Source organism: Methylocaldum sp. MU1018 (genome assembly GCF_053646775.1).
The window spans coordinates 1-17108 of sequence record NZ_JBSJPA010000004.1 but is presented as its reverse complement, the minus strand read 5'-3'; the positions used below and the strand labels follow the sequence as shown (position 1 = coordinate 17108).

Genomic DNA, 17108 nt, shown 5'->3' with positions numbered 1-17108 from the left:
AAGCCTCGCCTCGCCGCCACACATTCCAGATAAATCAACGGCGGGATCTCGACCTCAACGGCCATTCGTCTTGACCGATACCGGTCGTTCACGAATGTCCCCTTCCTTCAAACTCGAGCGAGCAGTGCGTGCCCGAAGCGGTCCTCAGGGTTTGGAAAAGTTGACGTAGGCCAGCAATCCTCCCGTCGTCACTTGCCAATGTGCGCGTTTGATGCTGTTAGAATTTTTTGAGTCACGCATGGTTGCAGGAGAGGTGGCATTGAACATCTACTTTTCAGACGTATTCGGCGTAGCGCCCGAAACCCTCGAAGCATACGGCGCCTTCAATGTCGCGCTCGTCAACGACCTACCGTTGTTTGTCGACCCGTTCCTACTGTATGACAGCCCAAAGCAGACCTATCAGGAATTGCACGATGGGATCATCGCATACCTGTGCTTCCTGCGTGACCGTGCGGTAGCGGGCGAGCTGTCATCCGGTGCGATCTCGCAGTGGCTACTATTCAAAGAGGTCAAGCAGAACTGGCTAGGCTTCAGCAAGACCGGCAACGTGGGAACCGGCCTGGGTCATGACTTTGCACGGGCTCTCGCCCGTAACCTAACGACGGCGTTCAAAGACTTCGGCAACGAGACGATCTCGCACGGCAGCCACCTGGAGAAGCTAGGTCTGCTCAGCGGCGGTGTCGGGCGCGACCACCTCAGCGACTTCACCACGAACCTGATCAAGGGCTACCTGCTGGATTACACGCAGACCTTTGCCCTTGCCCATATCCGGCCAGAACAGCGAGCCCGTTGTCGGATCGAGCGTGTGCGCTTCAACTATGAGACCCAGCGTTGGCAGACCGGCTATTTCGAGCTACCTGTTGCTAACGGCGACTACGTGATCCTCACGCCGAAAGAGATCCTGACGCGAGACGAAGCTTGGATCAACCAGACGGATCTTCTCGACCGCTTTCACGACATCTGCGTGTCGTTGCCTGATGATACCTTGCGAACGCAGGTCAATGAGCACTTCTACAGACAGATCAACAAGCGAACTAAAGAAAAAGAGAAGCGTGCCGCGGCGATGAGGACCATCGAGCAGTTCCACGAGCTGCTGGACTATTACATTCGCTGGAAGGAAGAGCATGGCTCGGAAGCCCATCGATCCGCGGACGCCAAGGTAAAGGAGACACACCTACAATTCGTTGAGAACGTTCGAACCTTGGTTAGTCACCATCTGGCAGGTACCGAATTCTACAGCAGCGACTCGTCATACGAGCAGAGCATGAAACGGGTGATGTACCTGAAGCACGTGATTGAGGACCAGGGAGGTCACCGCCTGTTCTACGTTAATGGGCAGCCCGTGCAGCGAGAGGTAGACTTGCATGTGATGTTCCGGCTCACGTGGTTCGCTAACGCGGCGGACCTCGACCTCAACGCAGAAGTAAACAACGGCCGCGGGCCGGTCGACTTCAAGATCTCGAAAGGCAAGAAGAACTCGAACCTAGTGGAGTTCAAGCTCGCCAAGAATACCTCTCTGGAAAAGAACCTCCAGCATCAAGTCAAGATCTACGAGAAGGCTAGCGATACCAGGAGGTCTGTCAAGGTGATCATGTACTTCTCGGACTCGGAGCTTCAGCGAGTGATGGACATCCTGAAGCGGCTGAAGCTGACTGACTGCAAAGACATCATCTTGATCGACGCGCGCCCGAAGGTCTCCGCGTCAAAGGCCAACGACGATTGATGACTCGTACCGTTGGTTCGAACGGGCATCGATCATGATCCAAGTGCTACCCTTTCGAGGGTAGTTTCAATAGTGGAGTCGCTCGCGCCGTTTGGACGAGGCCCGAACGGCAGCAATCGAAGAAAGTGGAGAAGGACCGCTTCTGGCCGGTTTCACCAGTTAGCCGCCATTCCATAAAGCTGCCGTTGGAGCGGGATCAGGCGGGAGAGTCGAATGGCTTGTTTGGCCGATCTTGAGACGGTCGTGACGCGAATTTTGAGCTTTTGCTTCTGGCGAACGATTGCCAGAGGTGGCTCCCCTTAGTTGTCGTTCGGGTGGATGTGTCGGCTTTCAGGTTTAGCGACTGGCCCATGCGTGCCCAAAGCCGAAATTTCGACCATCCGCTCTCTGACATTCCGGTCGATTTCCGATCGATCGCGTATTTGACTTAATTCGCTGTGATCGGAATGGCGGCTGGTTACACGACTGCTTGTTCCCATCAACGCACGCGTTCTGCCTGTTTCTGGCGCTTCCCCGTAAGCTCAAGCGCTGCCCGCTTTTGTGACCGTCTCCCGATCGCATCCGGCAAAGCTGCGGCATTATTGGTGTAGATCCGGAGCGCTCGCCGGCCACGGGATAGAGCGACATAGAAAGAACTGTCGTTCGTCGTCAAAGTCTTCGTATTCAGGTCCGCGATCACTCTATCGACTGTAGCGCCCTGGGCTGAATGGATCGTCGAAGCGTACCCGTAATCAATATGGAGCGCCCGAGAAGCGTCTATCGTCACCGTGCGCCCGTTCTGGAGTCGCACAGCGATGGAGTTGCGGTCTATGCCTACGATCTCGCCGTAATCGCGGTTAGCGTAGCCAGTGGTTCCTTTCGTGAATTGGATCTTGTCCCCTACAGCCAAGCGCATAGATTCTTCACGGTAGGCCGAAAACTGCGACTGCCTCCAGGGATTCCACGAAACAACACTGCCATCGACTCGACGAAGCTCGACGTTATTATCTACCGTGTTGACGCTGGCAACGGTGAACCGCTCGCCTTTCTTGATGCCCGGATAATTGCGCTCGGCTTCAACGACCTGTCCGACTCGGTAATGATCCGCCTGCGCCGCTTGCGCCGTGGTCAAATCGACGCGACGTAAAGCTCGAAACTCTTGGCCATCTAAGCCAAGCTCGGCTCGGACGTAATCGTTGATCCATTGGCGGGCGTCATTGGTTCCTGAAACGATCATCGTCGACTTGCGTTCTTCGGGACTCAGCGCCGCATAGCCGGCCGCTATGTCGCGGTACCGGGCATGATCGTCTTTCACTTCGCGGATATTGCCGGCAATTTTCTTTAGAGCCTCGTGGACGTTGCCCTCGGCTGTCAGCGTAACGGCATCACGATAGAGCGTATTTTTCTGCCGTTGGATCTCCGACATCTCGACGAACCGCATGCCGACTTCTTTAAGCTGCTGAAACGGTCTACCCGCTTCAACGGCTTTCAACTGCCGTTCGTCACCTATTAGCGCAACACGGGCGCCGGTAGATTCAATCTCTCTGAGCACGTAGCGCATATCCCGCGCCGAGACCATGGACGATTCATCAAGCAGTACAAGCGTACTCGCGTTGATGCCTCGATCTTTTGTGGCGAGAAATTTCGCGATGGTCATGCTCTCGATACCGACGTCTCGAAGCTCATTTGCAGCCCTGCCGCTTGGACCCAATCCCATGACATTGAATCCGGATCTTTCGGCCACCGATTTCAATTCCGCGAGCATCGTTGTTTTGCCAGTGCCCGCCCTGCCCTGAATGCCAACGACACGGTCTTTACTTGACGCTATGAGGCGCACAGCGGCTTTCTGGCCATCATTCAGCCGGGTGTGCGATAAGTGCGCTTCTACAGCATCCAGAGATGCCATACCGCGAGTAAATGCGTTTCGCCCGACGGCGTTAATGCGAAGGATATCCTGCTCCCGGAATAGTCCCTCATGCGTCGTGAATTCGTGATCCCGCTGGAATAGCCGTCGACTGGAAACGGCTTCCGCGATGGCGGCGTTCACTTCACCAAGCGTCGCTTGGCCGACCGCCCGCTCCAAAGAATGGCGGCGCAATGCGTGGATATCGAAGACGGCCTCACGTTCGGCCAGGTGCTTAATGGCAAACTCGACAGCCTCTCTCGCCGGAGCCTCTATAGGCGCACGGTTGACGGCTCTAGGCCGCACGTCGAGGACAATGCCTAACGATCGTGCTTTCTCCTGCCATACGGCGCGAAGAACGCCACGGTCTACGTCCTTCTTTTTCACCCTCGTCGCTTTGGTTGCTGTCTTTTTGAGTTCGGCGCTGGCACTCGCCCGGTTGAGTCCTCGCTCCGCGAGCGCTCGCTCGATATCGGCCGATCGCGTGGAAAACGCCTTGAGCTGGGCGTCGGTATAGCCGGCCAACTCGAACCGGCCGTCTCCATGCGTACGGCGGATCTCATAGCCGAGGCCCTGGAGCTCTCTAGCCAATTCTGAGCGGTACATCGCGCCGAGCTGCATTTTTAGGTCATAGAGCCATTTATTCTGAGTCGCCCGCCATGCGCCGTCAGCGCGCTGTGTCGCGTTGATAACGATATTGTGCGTATGAAGCTGGGGGTCGACATTCCGGCTCAACGCATGGGTAAAACTGGCAATGATCAGGTTCCCCGTTGTCTCGCCGTTCCTGGCCTTGGCCATGGTTTCGGCGTACTCCAGGGTGCGCCGGACTGCTTGGGCATGCGCATCGATCACGCGGGTGTCACCGGAGACCAGGGCTTGAAGTGAAACGCTTTTCGGTGCCGAAAACGTCAGATCCGATCCGCCTCGACGCTGGCCCTCTCTGGCCGCGACCTTCGAACCATCCGGAAGCTCTCCCTTAAGCACGGCCTGGAACTGTTCGTGCGAGACTTCACCGCGTAGGTTCAACGCCGCGGCGCCCGCGCCGCTCCAATACGATAGGGCGGCGTGTTCTGAATCGCGGGTGTAATAGTCATCCTTCTCTTCGTAATAGCTGGCGGCTTGACCGCCCGCGCTGACGTTGGCAATTGAAAGCATCGTTAACTCTCCATGAATGCCTTATTCCGAACGGGATAAGCGTAGGGCTCCAGCGTTGCAAGACTGATCGGATAGTCACCCGCAAAACACAGATAGCCTGCCAAGTTCGGCAACGAGTGAATATCGCTGGGTAAAACCAGCCGCTCTCGAACATGACGCTGCGACACCTGCCGATTGATGCCGTCACTCGAATGCGTTCTGGATCGTTCAGTTCGGATGTATTCGCGCTCGCCGATACCCTTGGAGAATTCTTCTGCCGTCGCAGGATCGGTCGTCGGGATGTTCATCAAATAACTACTTCGAAAACAGCTTCGCAGCGTCTGAGACTTCTCCCGACCGTATATATCGTCAAGCTGCGCCGTGCTTTGAACGCCGCACAAGAACCGCGCACCGTGCTTGCGGCCTTTGGTCAGTCCATCTTCTAGGCTGCTTAGCCGCTCCATGGATGCTAGCTCGTCACAGCAGAACCACAACGGTCTTGGCTTGCCGTGGATCGGCATCGAAAGCGTAGAGCTCACTAAGATATCGAACCAGGTCGAAATAAGCGGCCGTAACGCATCAACCATATTCTCACGCCAGGTAATGTACAGATTGCCGGTGTCCTGCTCTAGCCAATCACGAAGCGAAAACTCGCCGTCGCGTAGGTGTTTGTGAGAGCTGAGATACTTGGTGAGAATGAACCGGGTTGAACTGAGCGCCTTGTTCGCCCCTTCATCGAACAGCCCAATCGCCAGTGTGTTTTCGAGATACGCCCCCAGCGCTTCTATCTCCAGCGAACAGAGATAGTGAATCAGCGTATCGGTGCTTTTGTGGCCGTCTTCTCGGAGCTTCAGGATCGTCTCTTGGAACAGGAACTGAGCGTAGCCATGCCATTCCTGATCGTTTGCGCCCCGCGCGTCCGGAATCACGGACCTCGCATATCGTTCGGCATCGTACGTTTCGCGGATCTCGTTAAAGATGCTCCAGCCCGGAAAACGCCGGTCGAATGGGTTCATGATCACATCGTTGCGCCGGCCAAAAAGAGAGAAGTATTCGCCGTTCGGGTCGACAACGGTGGCTCGGTCTCCACGGTCCAATGCCCTGGCTAGGACTTCTTTGATCGCCGTCGACTTACCCGCGCCCGTGGTCCCACCGATCAGGAAATGCAGCGGCTCCAATTCCGGCGGAATCGGGACTCCGGCGATGGTGAGTTGCTGAACCGGCGTCATGTAGTGCCTGAGCACGTTCACCGGCTCGGTCGAAAACTGTTGCAGCCGGCGGAGAGACAGCATCTTGTTCCGGAACGTATTGGCATCCGCCGCCCGTATCAGTACCGATTTATCCGCGATGCTCGCGCCTCGGACATGCGAGCGGCCTTTTCGATGCGGATTCTCGAAGAGGTAGACCAGCCACAGCAGGAAAGCCGCACCGACGGCGCTGATTGTAAGACTGCTGTACGTGATCGGCGTCACGCTCGGTGCGGTAAACGCCTGCGGTAGGGTGGCCTTGAGTACCGGACCGTAGGGTTTCACCAAGTGAAAGTCGTTGATGATCCGGTTGCACCAGACAAAAAAGCCGAGGATCGGCGCCAAGAAAAGCCAAACGGCGAATAACTCGAGTTTGCGCTTCCACATGGTTAGATCCCTTTTACACGATTATCCCCGTAGAGCTTCTTGACTTGGTTGGCGATGTCGCCGCGCACCCCGACATCATTTTTGAACAGCGCTCTGAAATACAACAGGACTTCGAGGAAAAACGCCCGCTGTTCGTCAGGCGTCACAGGATCGCCAGCCGGCATGCCGTTTTCAAGCTGCCGTTGTAACAGCGCCGTGAGCTCATCGAGGCGATCACTGGATCGGGCAACGTGGTCGTCGTACAGACCGCGCTCGATGTAGCCAGCGGCCACGGCCGAGAGACTGACGTTGAGCTCGACGGCTTTCCGTCTGAGATCGGCCATCAGCTTGTTATCGAGAGATAGTGTAATTCTGCCAGTCGTTTTCATATGTCCTTCTACGTCAACGCTTTCAATCACTTACGCACCCTTTGCATAACGCGCTCACCCCCTATGCATACTGAAAAACAGCAGCGCGTTCATAAGCTTAGGTATCTGCACAGCAGATGCGTCCGGTGTGGGGACTTCGGGGGCAATTTTGCCCCCGTCTTCAAGGGTTTTGGGGTGCGCGAGGGGTTCCCCCTCGCTCATTACAGCTTAATGTGAGCTGTAATTCAACAGATATACATCATTAGTTAAACAGAGTTAGACTCTTTTACATCACGAATACGATAGGATCATGACGTGAGTTCAACAAAAGATAAGCAGAGCTTAGCCGATCAGCTTCGCAAGTTGGCTGCGGGCGATCAGCACCGCTCTGAAACGTCCCGGTTGCGGGACGTTTTTGACGAAATCGAGACCGCCTTGAAGGCGGGCGTGTCCCGTCGCGCGATTCTCGAAACCCTGCACAAAAATGGGTTCACGATGAATCTGCGAACGTTTGATACGGCGCTGTACCGGATCAGGCGTGAGCGCTCGAAGCAACAGCGAAGTGCGGCACCCGAGCCAAGCCCCGGTGAAACCGAGCCAGCACGGCCGGATGATCTGGCCGGATTGGACAAAAAGCAGCGGCGGGAGAAACTCGCCGATGAGTTCATTAAGCCCGAAAACACGAACCCGCTATTAAAGCGGCTCAACAAGAAGGATGACAAGGAATGAAGATCGCGGTTATCAACTTTAGCGGCAACGTCGGAAAGTCAACTGTAGCCCGTCACTTACTCGCCCCACGCATGAACGGCGCGCCCGTGATCCCGGTGGAATCGATCAATTCCGACGGCACCGAGGACGAGACGATCCGCGGCCGGCAGTTCGGCGAGCTCCAGGAAGCGTTACTGTTGATGGAGGATGCCGTGGTGGACATTGGCGCGTCGAATGTTGAGGACTTCGTTGGACTGATGAAGCAATACAAAGGCAGTCACGAAGACTTCGATTATTTCGTGGTGCCGACGGTCCCCAAGAACAAGCAGCAACGCGACACGATCAGCACGATCGATGCTCTCGCCGAGATCGGCGTTCCGGCAAAGAAGATTCGGCTCGTGTTCAATATGGTCGAGCTCGACGAGAATCCGGAGCGGGCGTTTGCCGGCTTGATCGAGTACCACGCGGCGGCGAAGACTTTCACCCTACGGCGCGATGCGGTGATCCATACCAACGATATTTACGCCAAGATCAAGAATGCTGAACAAGGCATCATGGATATTCTCAACGATCCGACCGATTACAAGGAGAAAATCAAAACGGCCACCGACCCCGAGGAGAAGCTTCACTACGCCCAAATGGTCGGCATTAGACGCCTGGCGGCGGGTGTCGTGGAAGAGCTGGACGCCGTTTTTAAGACGCTGCTGAAATAGGCCGCGCTATGGCCAGCACGGCGCAAGAAGCGTTAATTGCGGAATTGCTCGGCGATGTGGGCAAGCTGCACGACGAAGTCAAAGCCCTCCGGGAAAGTCTGCCGGCTGTTGTCGCGGAGTTGAGCGAGCGGACGACGGCTCTCCAAACGGCGATCGCAGGCCTCGGCGATGACGCCGTGCAAGCTGCGGTCATGGCCCACGTTGAAAGCGCGGCGGAAAAGATCGCCGCTCAGGCGTTGCGCGATGCGGGGGCGACGGTGCTCACCGCCACGCTCCAGCCGCCCATCAGCCGTCTAGAGTCGGGTGCTTTCGCGGTCTACAAAGCGGCTAAAGCCATGCAACGCAGTGCCCGCGAGCAAGTGGCCATCATCGTCGGGGTCAGTCTGTTAGCCGGCGCTGTCGGAGGGGCTGCGGCCACAGCGATGGCCACCTACCTCAAAGATCAAGTCACCCACGCGCGAGCGCCGATCATAGAACACAGGTAAACCATGGAGAAAAACCCAAGGATGAACAGGGAGAACGTTGTCCCGTTTCGGTCGGGAACGGCGGGCCGCACACAGCCGCCGTTGAAGGGTCCACGCCTGGTCTGGCCCACGCGCACCGATGTGATCGCGGCGATCGCGCGGGCGGGCCGGATGACGTTAACCGGCGCTCGCGCTATCGCTTGGGTTCTCTCTCTGCCGTATCACGCCGTCATACGCTTGTACGTCGGCATCCTCTGGATGATCGAGTTCTTCCGCGCGCTGGTCTTCGTCACGGTGTTCTTGATGCTCGGCTGGTTGTTGATCCAAATGGTTCGCGATTATCTGGCCAGCACATAGGTGTAGGAGCCTGCAATCAACCGGGCGCGAACCCGCAATAACGGTTGTTTTGGACCTGCAATCCATCAGTCCAAGAACCGGAATTAGCTGCCACTGAGCCAGGATTATGTGCAACCAGCCTGCAATCAGAATCGCCGGACCAGGATTATTTGCAACTATCAAGAGAAGTCCAAGAAATGCTGTTTTTGCCATCGCCGAGGCTCAGATTTCAGTTGCAGATAAAGTCGGTCTAAACCCGTTGATCGCAGATCGGCGCCGATGATTGCAGGTTCAGTTGCAGCTAATCCCGGTTCAAGCGCTCGTCAGTTGCAGCTAATTCCGGTTCAAGCGCTCGTCAGTTGCAGCTAATTCCGGTCGAAAAATGCGCTGATTGCAGGTCCGCGGGTTTTCGATTGCAGGTCACTACAGATGGTAGTCGGCAAAATCCTGTTGGGCCTCTCCGCTTAAATCCTCGAAAGTAATGGTGACTTCAATGGGATCGTTTGTGTTTTTCTGGTGAAAATCCTCGCGATCAAGCTGGCTAAGATCAGTGGTAGCGTTGTCCTTTTCGCGAAAAAAGATGTTTAGGGCGCACAAGATTGTTGATTTTCCACTCCCATTTGGGCCGACCAGACAGGTGTAACCATTAAACGGGACTGTTGTGGAAGCAAATGAACGAAGATTCTTGATGCAAACTGACGCGATTCTCATGGTTTCCCCAGTTGTTCTTTTGCCATGTTCTTTATTACTCGGCATAAGGATAGCCACAACCGAAACAGACTTCTTCTTCCGCAAAAGGGGGCGTTACCGAGTGCGCAAAGCGCATAGCACCCGGCCCCCGGCTCTAAGCGCCGGGTTTGCCGAGGACAACCATTTGACTGGCATGGGTTGTGGCTCTAAGTCAGGCCATGGAGTATTTGCGATGCGACAACGACATGCTAACCTTAGTTATGGTTTGTAAATGTTGACAATGTTTGACAAGGTTTAGTAGGTTATGGCGAACACTGTCGCTCCCATGAACTTGGGTGACTATTTAACCGTCGGAAAAGCAGCGGCGACACTTGGCGTGTCGCGCTCAACGCTGCGGAATTGGGATAAGGCGGGAAAGCTGAAGCCATACCGTCACCCCGTCAACGGCTATCGGCTTTACAGCCGGAATGAATTAGATGCCTTGTTAAAAGAAGTACAAGCCGAGAGATGAGCGAAAACATGAACGATGCGAAACCACTTGCACTCGACTGCGCGGCGCAAGCATTCGCATATGGGGAGGTTCCGCAGACAATTGCTCAGCGCCGGAACGCGCCAATAATTTCCGTAAAGTCGCGCAACTCCCGCTTCTCTGTCGTTTCGTTATTCTCTGGTTGCGGCGGGATGGATCTCGGGTTCAAAGGCGGCTTTAGCTTCCTTGGACGCCGCTATAACCGGCACCCCTTCGAAATTGTTTGGGCGAACGAGCTTAACGAGGCTGCCTGCCGGACGTATCGCAAAAATATCGGCGAGCATGTGCGGAAGGGCGATATTTGGACGATGCTCGATGACCTACCCACGCAAGCAGATGTCGTGATAGGCGGCTTCCCGTGCCAAGACATTTCGGTGAATGGAAAAGGGGCTGGCATCTCCGGCAAGCGAAGTGGACTGTATCGGGCGATGGTCGAGGCCATCGCGCTCGTGAAACCTAGGATATTCGTCGCCGAAAACGTGAAGGGCTTGTTAATGAAGCCCCACGCCTCGGCGCTCCACCAAGTGCTGACGGATTTCAAGGCTTTGGGCTACAACGTCAGCTACGAGCTTTATCACGCGGCGGATTTTGGCGTTCCGCAAACACGCGAGCGGGTCATTATCGTTGGCACGCTGCCCGACGCGAAGCCGTTCAAGCCCCCGCGCCCCACGCACGACGCCAAAGACCACATAAGCGCCAGAGAAGCCTTGCACGATCTGGTCTCGCTTCCCGAAGACGAGAGCATCAATCATATTTGGAGTCGCGCGAATCGAAGCCCGGAACAAGGCGATCGCAGGCTCGTGGCTGATCGGCCCGGCTACACGATACGCGCGGAATGCCACGGCAACATACAGTGGCATTACGAGTTGCCACGTCGCATCTCCATGCGGGAAGCCGCGCGCATTCAGTCGTTCCCAGACAGCTTCATTTTCGATGCCAAGCTGAGAGAAACCGAGCGGCAAATTGGCAACGCGGTTCCCCCAGTCCTTGCTTGGCATATCGCCAAAGCTGTCGCTAAATCTTTAAAGTAGCAACGCTGAGATAGACAAGCCGGTGCGCTAACTTTAGTCTGTTCCTTTTTGGGGACACTGACTCATCGCGCATTCGGCATGACAAAAGAAGAATTTGAACAGTTGCTAGATTCAGTCGTCGCGACGTTGCGCGACGAAGCAAGGGATGCTCCTTTCACCGCTGCGAAGCAGTTTGAAAATCGCGTGCGGGAGGTCGTCAATAGCGCTATTGACGACCCTACGGTTGCAATCGACTTCGATCCGCATCCGCAAGCTTTCCCGGACATCGCGGTTGGCGAGTTCGGCATCGAAGTCAAGTTCACGACCAATGACTCTTGGCGCAGCGTCGCGAACAGCGTCTTGGAAACCAATCGAATTGATAGCGTCAAAACCATCTATATCGTCTTCGGCAAGATGGGCGGCGAGCCTGACGTAAGGTGGGGCGAATACGAGAAATGCGTCATGCACGTGCGCACGTCCCATGTCCCGCGTTTCGAGGTGGAAATCGGCGCATCGAAGTCCCTGTTCGAGCAAATGGGGGTGACATACGATGAGTTCCGCGTGTCCGAGATGCACGAAAAAATGCGCCATATCAGGCAATACGCTCGCGGTCGGCTAAAAGAAGGCGAGCGGCTTTGGTGGCTGGAAGACGCGCCAGGGGAAGAACACACGCTACCGATCCAAGCGCGCCTCTATACAAAGCTATCAACCGAGGAAAAAACAAAGCTGAGAGCGGAGGCAATTTTGCTCTGCCCGCGCATCGTTCAATCAGGCCGCTCAAAAAACAAGTATGACGATGTCGTTTTGTATTTGCTGACTTATCACGGCGTCTTGTGCCATCAAGCGCGAGACTTATTCTCGGCAGGCAGCGTCGCGAACCCAGACAATGACGACGAGGGCGGAATTTACATTGCGCGAGCGATAAAGTTAATCGAGCGGGAAATCCGCGCGGCCGCCGCAAGAATGGAAGATGCGCTTTTCGAAGAATACTGGGGCGATCCGGTTCCGCCAAAGGAGCGCATCCGGGAATGGTTGCGGCGAGCCGACCAATATGCGCGCGACTGGAAGCCTTCGGAGGTCCTGTTTCTAGACGAGGAACGATAGAAACACGCCAATGACAGACACGCTATCGCCGCAGGAACGCAGCGAGAGAATGCGGCTCATCAAGTCAAAGGACACGCGCCCCGAGCTTCTCGTCAGAAAGCTATGCCGCGAGCTTGGACATAAGGGCTACCGATTGCACCGCAAGGACTTGCCGGGGAAGCCAGACATTGCCTTCATCGGGCGAAAGGCCGCTCTCTTCGTGCATGGATGCTTCTGGCATGGGCACGACTGCAAAAGTGGCAACCGTCCGCCAAAAGACAATACCGATTATTGGACGACAAAAATCAACCGGAATAAGGAGCGCGACGCCAAGGCGCAAGAAACATTGCAGGCCATGGGTTGGAATGTTCTAGTTGTTTGGGAATGCCAGCTCAAAGACCGTGAAACGCTAAGTGATAGGCTAGAGCGTTTCTTAGGATCATCTTAGCTCGACTTTATCCATTCAAGCCGCATGGCACAAAGTTTCTACGCCATCGCCGAACACTCCGTTTTGTCATGGCTTCCAGCCCGCTTAGCGCACTACACTCCCCCGGTGGATCACCCCGCCCCCTCAAGCCCCTTCGTCTCAACCCGAACCCCGCGAACGGCTTTCCGGCGCCCTTAACAGGTGATATTTCACGGCTCCAAAACACCTTACGATCAGACAGCGGAATCAAGCTGTCTGCAGTCATGCCAAAACAATGACGCCTGCCTCGTCGTCCGCCTGTCCCTCTTCCAGGGATTCGAGGCTTGAATAAAGGACAACGGATTCATCAGTGATCCCAAGAACCCTACCGTCAGCCAACTCCACAATGTCTATATCCATGCCGCCGCCGGATTCCCACGAGGAAATAGCGCGAATGTATTTTGTTCCAAGATCCATAAACAAACCTCTATTAAGTTGGAGTTTATATTGGCCGTCTAACGCAAAAGTGCGAGCCCGCAGACCGACTTAGGCACAAAGGATAAAGCCAAATATAAAATCAATCCTGTTTTCGCTCTGTCTTCTTAGTCCGTTTAGCAGGTCTTTGCTCTACCTTTGCCTCTCCGTGTTCCGACTGCCCCATATTTGTTAGCCGGCCGCGGAGCTCCGCGGCCTCATCCGCCGATTTCCTAGCCCTTTCCTCCGCGCCAGTCTTATCCTTCCGTAGCTGTTCAAGTTCACGAGTGGCGCTCTCAAGCCGTGCTTGCGTGGCTTGCTCGGCAACTCTGGCGGATTCCGCCTCTCGCCTAGCCTGTTCCGCCGCCCTTACCGCTTCGCTAGCACGAGCATCAAGCTCAAGCGCTCGGCGCTCGAACGCATCCCGCTCGGCACTGGCACTAGCGGCTTTCTCAGCCAGCCTCCGCGCTTCGGCCTCGGCTTGCACGCGGGCCTCGCGCTCTTGATCGAGCAAGGCTCCGAGCTGGTCGGCTCGACGCTGCAATTCAGCTCGCGCGGCTTCCGCGGTATCGGCTCGGTGGATGGCGGCCGTTGTCGCCTCAACCTGGGTGCGCAATTCAGCCTGTAGCCGCTCGATCTCGGCAGACCCGGCCGCAATCTGCTCCGCTTGGCGCTGAACCGTGGCCTGGGCAGCATCCAGATCGGAAGAAAGCTGATCGGCCAAATCAGCGGCTTCCTGCCGCGATGCTTCCAGCTCCTGCCGCGCCTGCTCCAGGGCTTCCCGCTCCGCCTGGAGCCGGCTATTGGCAAGTTCGAGGGCGATAGCCCAAATCTCCCCGCCCAGTTCGCCCAGCCGTTCGGTGACCGCCGCCGGCGCGGGTTCTCGGATCGGCGCCGCGGCGGCTTGCCGGTTGGCCTTCCAGATCTGCATCGCCGCTGAAATATCGGTATAGCTGCCCCCGCCCAGGCGCTCGCGAACGTTCGCCAGCGTGGGGTTCTTGCCCTCGGCGGCCAGCTCGTCGGCCGCTGCCCACACCTGTTCTTTTGTCGTGGCCATCGATTCATCCTTAGTTTGTAAATGTATGTTGTATGATACTACTACATAATACAACAAAACACGATCGATATCGGCCTGCATCGGCGATAAAAACGATCAGCAACGAGCCGCCACGGGAGTTATGACGCAAGTGCTACTCTTTTTCTACCAAGCGTCGGCAGTTCCAGCCGGGGCACAAAACACGACTTCAATGCTTGAAATGAGAAGCGGCCTTAGAAACATAACAATGAAAGACGAGGACAGAATACTTATCTATAAGCGGAAACACTACGGAGACCCCGATCCACAGCAAGGTATCTTCGGTAATAATGGATGCATGGGAAAGGTACGTGGCTTGAAATTCCGCGCGGTTATTGGCATTGGAGGGGTAGGACCAGAGGCAACTAGCTACGGTATCGAACCGAGAGTGATGTGGATTGGGATTACCCCGCGCAAGGTAGTTGTGAAGGACTCTCGGGGTCCGGGCCTGGCCTTCGAGCATTTCCTTATGTATGCCCCGAATAAGGGACCCTTGTTGCAAGATGTGGCGCCAACCCTAGCCAAACACATCTACCAAGGGAGAACGCGCTATTTGATTAACTTGACCGAGGCTGAATATCAAGAGGCTCAGAAGATCCTCGACAGGGCGAAGAACGCGCCGCCATCGAATGGAGGGGCGGGCTCTAACCCAACAGATCCTGATCCCATCGCCCGCCCATCCTGTTCCTCAGCAGCGGCATCCGTTCAAGGCCAGCACGGAAATCAGACTCATCCTTCGAAGAAGTCCTGCCATCAATGAGACTTTATGTCGTAAACGTCGGGGTAAATACCAACGACGCACAGAGGTATCGACTTCGAAGCCCGATTTTCCCGGACCGCTCCTTCGAGTTCGTTCCGATCCGCGAGTCTGAACGGTTTAGTAAGGTCGAAACGATCCCAAGATATTGCGACCTCCCTTCATGGACAGGAAGATGGGACAGTCTTGCGCGCCTACTGCCCGAAAAACACGGCAAGGCGCGGGTACACCACGACCCTGATTTTCAATACCTCACTTATGGCGACATTCCAAGTCCGAGGGGGGCCGCGTTAAAGGATGCCAGGCCTGGTGACCAATTATGGTTCCTTGCGCGTCTTTGGGAGCACGATGGTTCCAGATTTCTTGGTGGCAGTGGCTTCTTTTTCGTCGGTGTGTTCGTTGTCGAAGCCAATCTACTATTTGAAAATGGGAACGGCGACTGCCCTCCAGCATTGCGTTCACGACTGGAATCGAATGCCCACTGGCATCGCCGCGAAGTGGGCGACCGCGGAACATTCCGTGTCCTGATTGGCACCAGGAATGGATCGCACAGGTTCCGCAACGCTATCGAAGTGACCCCTAGCCTTGCAGAACACCTTTTCGCGCCGAGTTACGACTGTCAAACCGACGGATTCATGTCTGAAGGACGGCTAGTACTTAACAAGAATGGCAAGCCCCGTCTCTGGCGCCATTTCGGCAGCATTACGCGCACAGTCCAATGGTTCCTCGATTCGAGGCAGCCCAGCCATCGTGAACATCTTGCGGAGTTGGATTTCCTCGCTAAGAAGGCAGGTAGGGCAACACAAATAATTCCCGACAAACTCAATTCTCCTGATCGCAGAGTCCTGTGAGGATAAGGCAAGCCATCTGTATCCCAATAATCGCCGACGTCCACATAGTCCCCTCCACGGCGTTCGGCCTAGGTTGATCGGCGATCAGTATTCGGCCGATCCAATTGGCCTGCTTCTTCGCTGTGACTAGTGATAAAGATGATCAGCCAGGCATATCCGCCTTAATCCGCTGCACAACCGACGTACCTACGCCATGCGTTTTGGCAGTTTTGAGCACGCCGACACCTGCCCGTAGAGATGCGCGGATAGCCTCCTCGATCTCCGGTCCGATCAGCGGTCGGCCGAGGCGCTTGCCGTTCGCCCTGGCGCGGGCAAGGCCCGCATGTACACGCTCGCGGATCATCGCCCGCTCGAACTCCGAGAAAACCCCGAGCATCTGAAACATGGCTTTCCCGGCCGGCGTGGTGGTGTCGATGCCCTGCCGGTGCAGGTAGAGGTCGATCCCGTAGCCGTGGATGTCGTCCAGGAAGTGCACGAGGTCTTGCAGGCTCCGGCCCAGGCGGTCGACGCTCCACGCTGCCACCAAGTCGAAGCGCCGGCGGGCGGCGTCCTTCAGCAGCCGATCGAACGCCGGGCGCTTGTCCCGCCCTTTGGCGCCGGATATGCCGGCGTCCTCGTAGATCTCGACGATCAGCCAGCCGGCCCGATCCGCGACGGTGGCCAATTCCAGGCGCTGGTTCTCGGTGGTCTGCCCGTCGGTCGATACGCGAAGGTAGAGCGCGGCTCGGCGCAGTGTGGTATTCATGTAGATTAGTCTTCTGCTTCTTCTTCAGAAGCCTGTAGATACTGACGGACCAACCGTATCGGAACCTCGCGGTAGTTCTCGAAAATGTCATTCTTGATGACGACGAAATAAGTTCTTTTCTGCGAGTCGTCGGATCTATTAAATGTAAAGCCGCGATCGAACATTTTTTCTCTTAATGGCTCGAGAAAGCCTTCGACTTGCAAATTAGAGCGCGTGGCTAGATATGCCAGATTGTCCTTCGAAATTTTGTAACGGCCGCGGAGTTTTCCACCGAACCGCTCTCCATACAACTTGACCAAATCATCCGCGACGTCATTAATTCTTCTTGGCATGCTGATCTCCTTAAAATTGGCGCGAGATTATTATTTATTCTTGAGATTTAAAAATCAACTATAGATATTTTTGTGGAGCTAAGATTTTTATTGATGTATACGAAAAACGTTTGTTTTCAGTATAGCTTGAATCGCGATCTTCTCCGCTTGATTTATCGGGGCTTCGGCGGGCCGTTTTCAGAGGGGTTTTCCGTATAGGCTTTTACGTCATTGAG

19 protein-coding genes are annotated in these 17108 nt (G+C 55.7%); 11 read left to right on the top strand and 8 right to left on the bottom strand.

All coding sequences use genetic code 11. The features are described from left to right. Positions 1-253: 253 nt before the first annotated feature. Positions 254-1723: a hypothetical protein gene (locus ACWJKU_RS19585; RefSeq protein ID WP_454148452.1), complete on the top strand. Its 1470-nt coding sequence runs from the start codon at positions 254-256 to the stop codon at positions 1721-1723. 478 nt (positions 1724-2201) lie between these two features. Here the strand turns inward: ACWJKU_RS19585 and mobF are convergent, their stop codons facing one another. Genes mobF through ACWJKU_RS19570 form a run of 3 tightly spaced genes read right to left on the bottom strand, consistent with a single transcriptional unit; the run spans position 2202 to position 6696 of the window. Continuing rightward, complete coding sequence (gene mobF, locus ACWJKU_RS19580; RefSeq protein ID WP_454148450.1) at positions 2202-4760, bottom strand: MobF family relaxase; 2559 nt, start codon at positions 4758-4760, stop codon at positions 2202-2204. A 2-nt stretch (positions 4761-4762) separates the two neighbouring features. Further along, positions 4763-6373 (bottom strand): type IV secretion system DNA-binding domain-containing protein, encoded by a 1611-nt coding sequence (locus tag ACWJKU_RS19575; RefSeq protein WP_454148448.1) that lies wholly within the window; start codon positions 6371-6373, stop codon positions 4763-4765. Positions 6374-6375: 2 nt separating this feature from the next. Beyond that, positions 6376-6696, bottom strand: coding sequence for a hypothetical protein (locus ACWJKU_RS19570; protein WP_454148446.1), 321 nt, complete (start codon positions 6694-6696; stop codon positions 6376-6378). A gap of 339 nt (positions 6697-7035) precedes the next feature. On the opposite strand from ACWJKU_RS19570, the gene ACWJKU_RS19565 reads away from it, so the two are divergent. From ACWJKU_RS19565 to ACWJKU_RS19550, 4 genes are read left to right on the top strand one after another with little or no spacing between them, the layout of a single operon-like run. Continuing rightward, on the top strand, positions 7036-7449 hold the full coding sequence (locus ACWJKU_RS19565; RefSeq protein WP_454148444.1) for a hypothetical protein: 414 nt from the start codon (positions 7036-7038) through the stop codon (positions 7447-7449). After that, on the top strand, positions 7446-8141 hold the full coding sequence (gene stbB / locus ACWJKU_RS19560; protein ID WP_454148442.1) for a StbB family protein: 696 nt from the start codon (positions 7446-7448) through the stop codon (positions 8139-8141). The genes ACWJKU_RS19565 and stbB overlap by 4 nt, the downstream gene beginning before the upstream one ends. 8 nt (positions 8142-8149) lie before the next feature. Continuing rightward, positions 8150-8626: a hypothetical protein gene (locus ACWJKU_RS19555; RefSeq protein ID WP_454148440.1), complete on the top strand. Its 477-nt coding sequence runs from the start codon at positions 8150-8152 to the stop codon at positions 8624-8626. 21 nt (positions 8627-8647) lie between these two features. Continuing rightward, the gene (locus tag ACWJKU_RS19550; RefSeq protein ID WP_454148438.1) at positions 8648-8962 is read left to right on the top strand and encodes a hypothetical protein; all 315 of its coding nucleotides are present in this window, start codon (positions 8648-8650) and stop codon (positions 8960-8962) included. A gap of 402 nt (positions 8963-9364) precedes the next feature. On the opposite strand, the gene ACWJKU_RS19545 is transcribed toward ACWJKU_RS19550, so the two are convergent. Next, complete coding sequence (locus ACWJKU_RS19545) at positions 9365-9709, bottom strand: ATP-dependent nuclease (RefSeq protein ID WP_454148436.1); 345 nt, start codon at positions 9707-9709, stop codon at positions 9365-9367. A 226-nt stretch (positions 9710-9935) separates the two neighbouring features. Between ACWJKU_RS19545 and ACWJKU_RS19540 the strand changes: the two genes are divergently transcribed. The 4 genes from ACWJKU_RS19540 (at position 9936) to ACWJKU_RS19525 (ending at position 12701) form a co-directional block, all read left to right on the top strand. Next, positions 9936-10142: a MerR family DNA-binding transcriptional regulator gene (locus ACWJKU_RS19540; RefSeq protein WP_454148434.1), complete on the top strand. Its 207-nt coding sequence runs from the start codon at positions 9936-9938 to the stop codon at positions 10140-10142. Between the two features lie 170 nt (positions 10143-10312). Continuing rightward, positions 10313-11191 (top strand): DNA cytosine methyltransferase, encoded by an 879-nt coding sequence (locus ACWJKU_RS19535; protein WP_454148496.1) that lies wholly within the window; start codon positions 10313-10315, stop codon positions 11189-11191. Positions 11192-11269: 78 nt separating this feature from the next. After that, a complete protein-coding gene (locus ACWJKU_RS19530) occupies positions 11270-12274 on the top strand; it encodes a restriction endonuclease (RefSeq protein ID WP_454148432.1) in 1005 nt (334 codons plus the stop codon). A gap of 10 nt (positions 12275-12284) precedes the next feature. After that, complete coding sequence (locus tag ACWJKU_RS19525) at positions 12285-12701, top strand: very short patch repair endonuclease (protein WP_454148430.1); 417 nt, start codon at positions 12285-12287, stop codon at positions 12699-12701. Between the two features lie 240 nt (positions 12702-12941). On the opposite strand, the gene ACWJKU_RS19520 is transcribed toward ACWJKU_RS19525, so the two are convergent. Further along, on the bottom strand, positions 12942-13136 hold the full coding sequence (locus ACWJKU_RS19520) for a hypothetical protein (protein WP_454148428.1): 195 nt from the start codon (positions 13134-13136) through the stop codon (positions 12942-12944). A gap of 100 nt (positions 13137-13236) precedes the next feature. Next, complete coding sequence (locus ACWJKU_RS19515; protein WP_454148426.1) at positions 13237-14190, bottom strand: DNA-binding protein; 954 nt, start codon at positions 14188-14190, stop codon at positions 13237-13239. A 121-nt stretch (positions 14191-14311) separates the two neighbouring features. Here ACWJKU_RS19515 and ACWJKU_RS19510 point away from each other — a divergent pair, with 121 nt between their 5' ends. Beyond that, complete coding sequence (locus ACWJKU_RS19510; RefSeq protein WP_454148424.1) at positions 14312-14968, top strand: hypothetical protein; 657 nt, start codon at positions 14312-14314, stop codon at positions 14966-14968. Beyond that, positions 14965-15816, top strand: coding sequence for an Nmad3 family putative nucleotide modification protein (locus ACWJKU_RS19505; RefSeq protein ID WP_454148422.1), 852 nt, complete (start codon positions 14965-14967; stop codon positions 15814-15816). The genes ACWJKU_RS19510 and ACWJKU_RS19505 overlap by 4 nt, the downstream gene beginning before the upstream one ends. Positions 15817-15958: 142 nt before the next feature. Here ACWJKU_RS19505 and ACWJKU_RS19500 read toward each other — a convergent pair whose 3' ends face one another. Both ACWJKU_RS19500 and ACWJKU_RS19495 read right to left on the bottom strand, forming a co-directional pair. After that, the gene (locus tag ACWJKU_RS19500; protein ID WP_454148420.1) at positions 15959-16561 is read right to left on the bottom strand and encodes a recombinase family protein; all 603 of its coding nucleotides are present in this window, start codon (positions 16559-16561) and stop codon (positions 15959-15961) included. A gap of 5 nt (positions 16562-16566) precedes the next feature. Further along, positions 16567-16893: a hypothetical protein gene (locus ACWJKU_RS19495; RefSeq protein ID WP_454148418.1), complete on the bottom strand. Its 327-nt coding sequence runs from the start codon at positions 16891-16893 to the stop codon at positions 16567-16569. Between the last annotated feature and the right edge of the window lie 215 nt (positions 16894-17108).

What these genes read in the sequence shown, in the direction of transcription:
- mobF (WP_454148450.1), bottom strand. Translation starts at nt 4,760, where the DNA reads ATGCTTTCAATTGCCAACGTCAGCGCGGGCGGTCAAGCCGCCAGCTAT.
- ACWJKU_RS19575 (WP_454148448.1), bottom strand. Translation starts at nt 6,373, where the DNA reads ATGTGGAAGCGCAAACTCGAGTTATTCGCCGTTTGGCTTTTCTTGGCG.
- ACWJKU_RS19570 (WP_454148446.1), bottom strand. Translation starts at nt 6,696, where the DNA reads ATGGCCGATCTCAGACGGAAAGCCGTCGAGCTCAACGTCAGTCTCTCG.
- stbB (WP_454148442.1), top strand. Translation starts at nt 7,446, where the DNA reads ATGAAGATCGCGGTTATCAACTTTAGCGGCAACGTCGGAAAGTCAACT.
- ACWJKU_RS19555 (WP_454148440.1), top strand. Translation starts at nt 8,150, where the DNA reads ATGGCCAGCACGGCGCAAGAAGCGTTAATTGCGGAATTGCTCGGCGAT.
- ACWJKU_RS19550 (WP_454148438.1), top strand. Translation starts at nt 8,648, where the DNA reads ATGAACAGGGAGAACGTTGTCCCGTTTCGGTCGGGAACGGCGGGCCGC.
- ACWJKU_RS19540 (WP_454148434.1), top strand. Translation starts at nt 9,936, where the DNA reads ATGGCGAACACTGTCGCTCCCATGAACTTGGGTGACTATTTAACCGTC.
- ACWJKU_RS19535 (WP_454148496.1), top strand. Translation starts at nt 10,313, where the DNA reads ATGGATCTCGGGTTCAAAGGCGGCTTTAGCTTCCTTGGACGCCGCTAT.
- ACWJKU_RS19530 (WP_454148432.1), top strand. Translation starts at nt 11,270, where the DNA reads ATGACAAAAGAAGAATTTGAACAGTTGCTAGATTCAGTCGTCGCGACG.
- ACWJKU_RS19525 (WP_454148430.1), top strand. Translation starts at nt 12,285, where the DNA reads ATGACAGACACGCTATCGCCGCAGGAACGCAGCGAGAGAATGCGGCTC.
- ACWJKU_RS19520 (WP_454148428.1), bottom strand. Translation starts at nt 13,136, where the DNA reads ATGGATCTTGGAACAAAATACATTCGCGCTATTTCCTCGTGGGAATCC.
- ACWJKU_RS19515 (WP_454148426.1), bottom strand. Translation starts at nt 14,190, where the DNA reads ATGGCCACGACAAAAGAACAGGTGTGGGCAGCGGCCGACGAGCTGGCC.
- ACWJKU_RS19510 (WP_454148424.1), top strand. Translation starts at nt 14,312, where the DNA reads ATGACGCAAGTGCTACTCTTTTTCTACCAAGCGTCGGCAGTTCCAGCC.
- ACWJKU_RS19505 (WP_454148422.1), top strand. Translation starts at nt 14,965, where the DNA reads ATGAGACTTTATGTCGTAAACGTCGGGGTAAATACCAACGACGCACAG.
- ACWJKU_RS19500 (WP_454148420.1), bottom strand. Translation starts at nt 16,561, where the DNA reads ATGAATACCACACTGCGCCGAGCCGCGCTCTACCTTCGCGTATCGACC.
- ACWJKU_RS19495 (WP_454148418.1), bottom strand. Translation starts at nt 16,893, where the DNA reads ATGCCAAGAAGAATTAATGACGTCGCGGATGATTTGGTCAAGTTGTAT.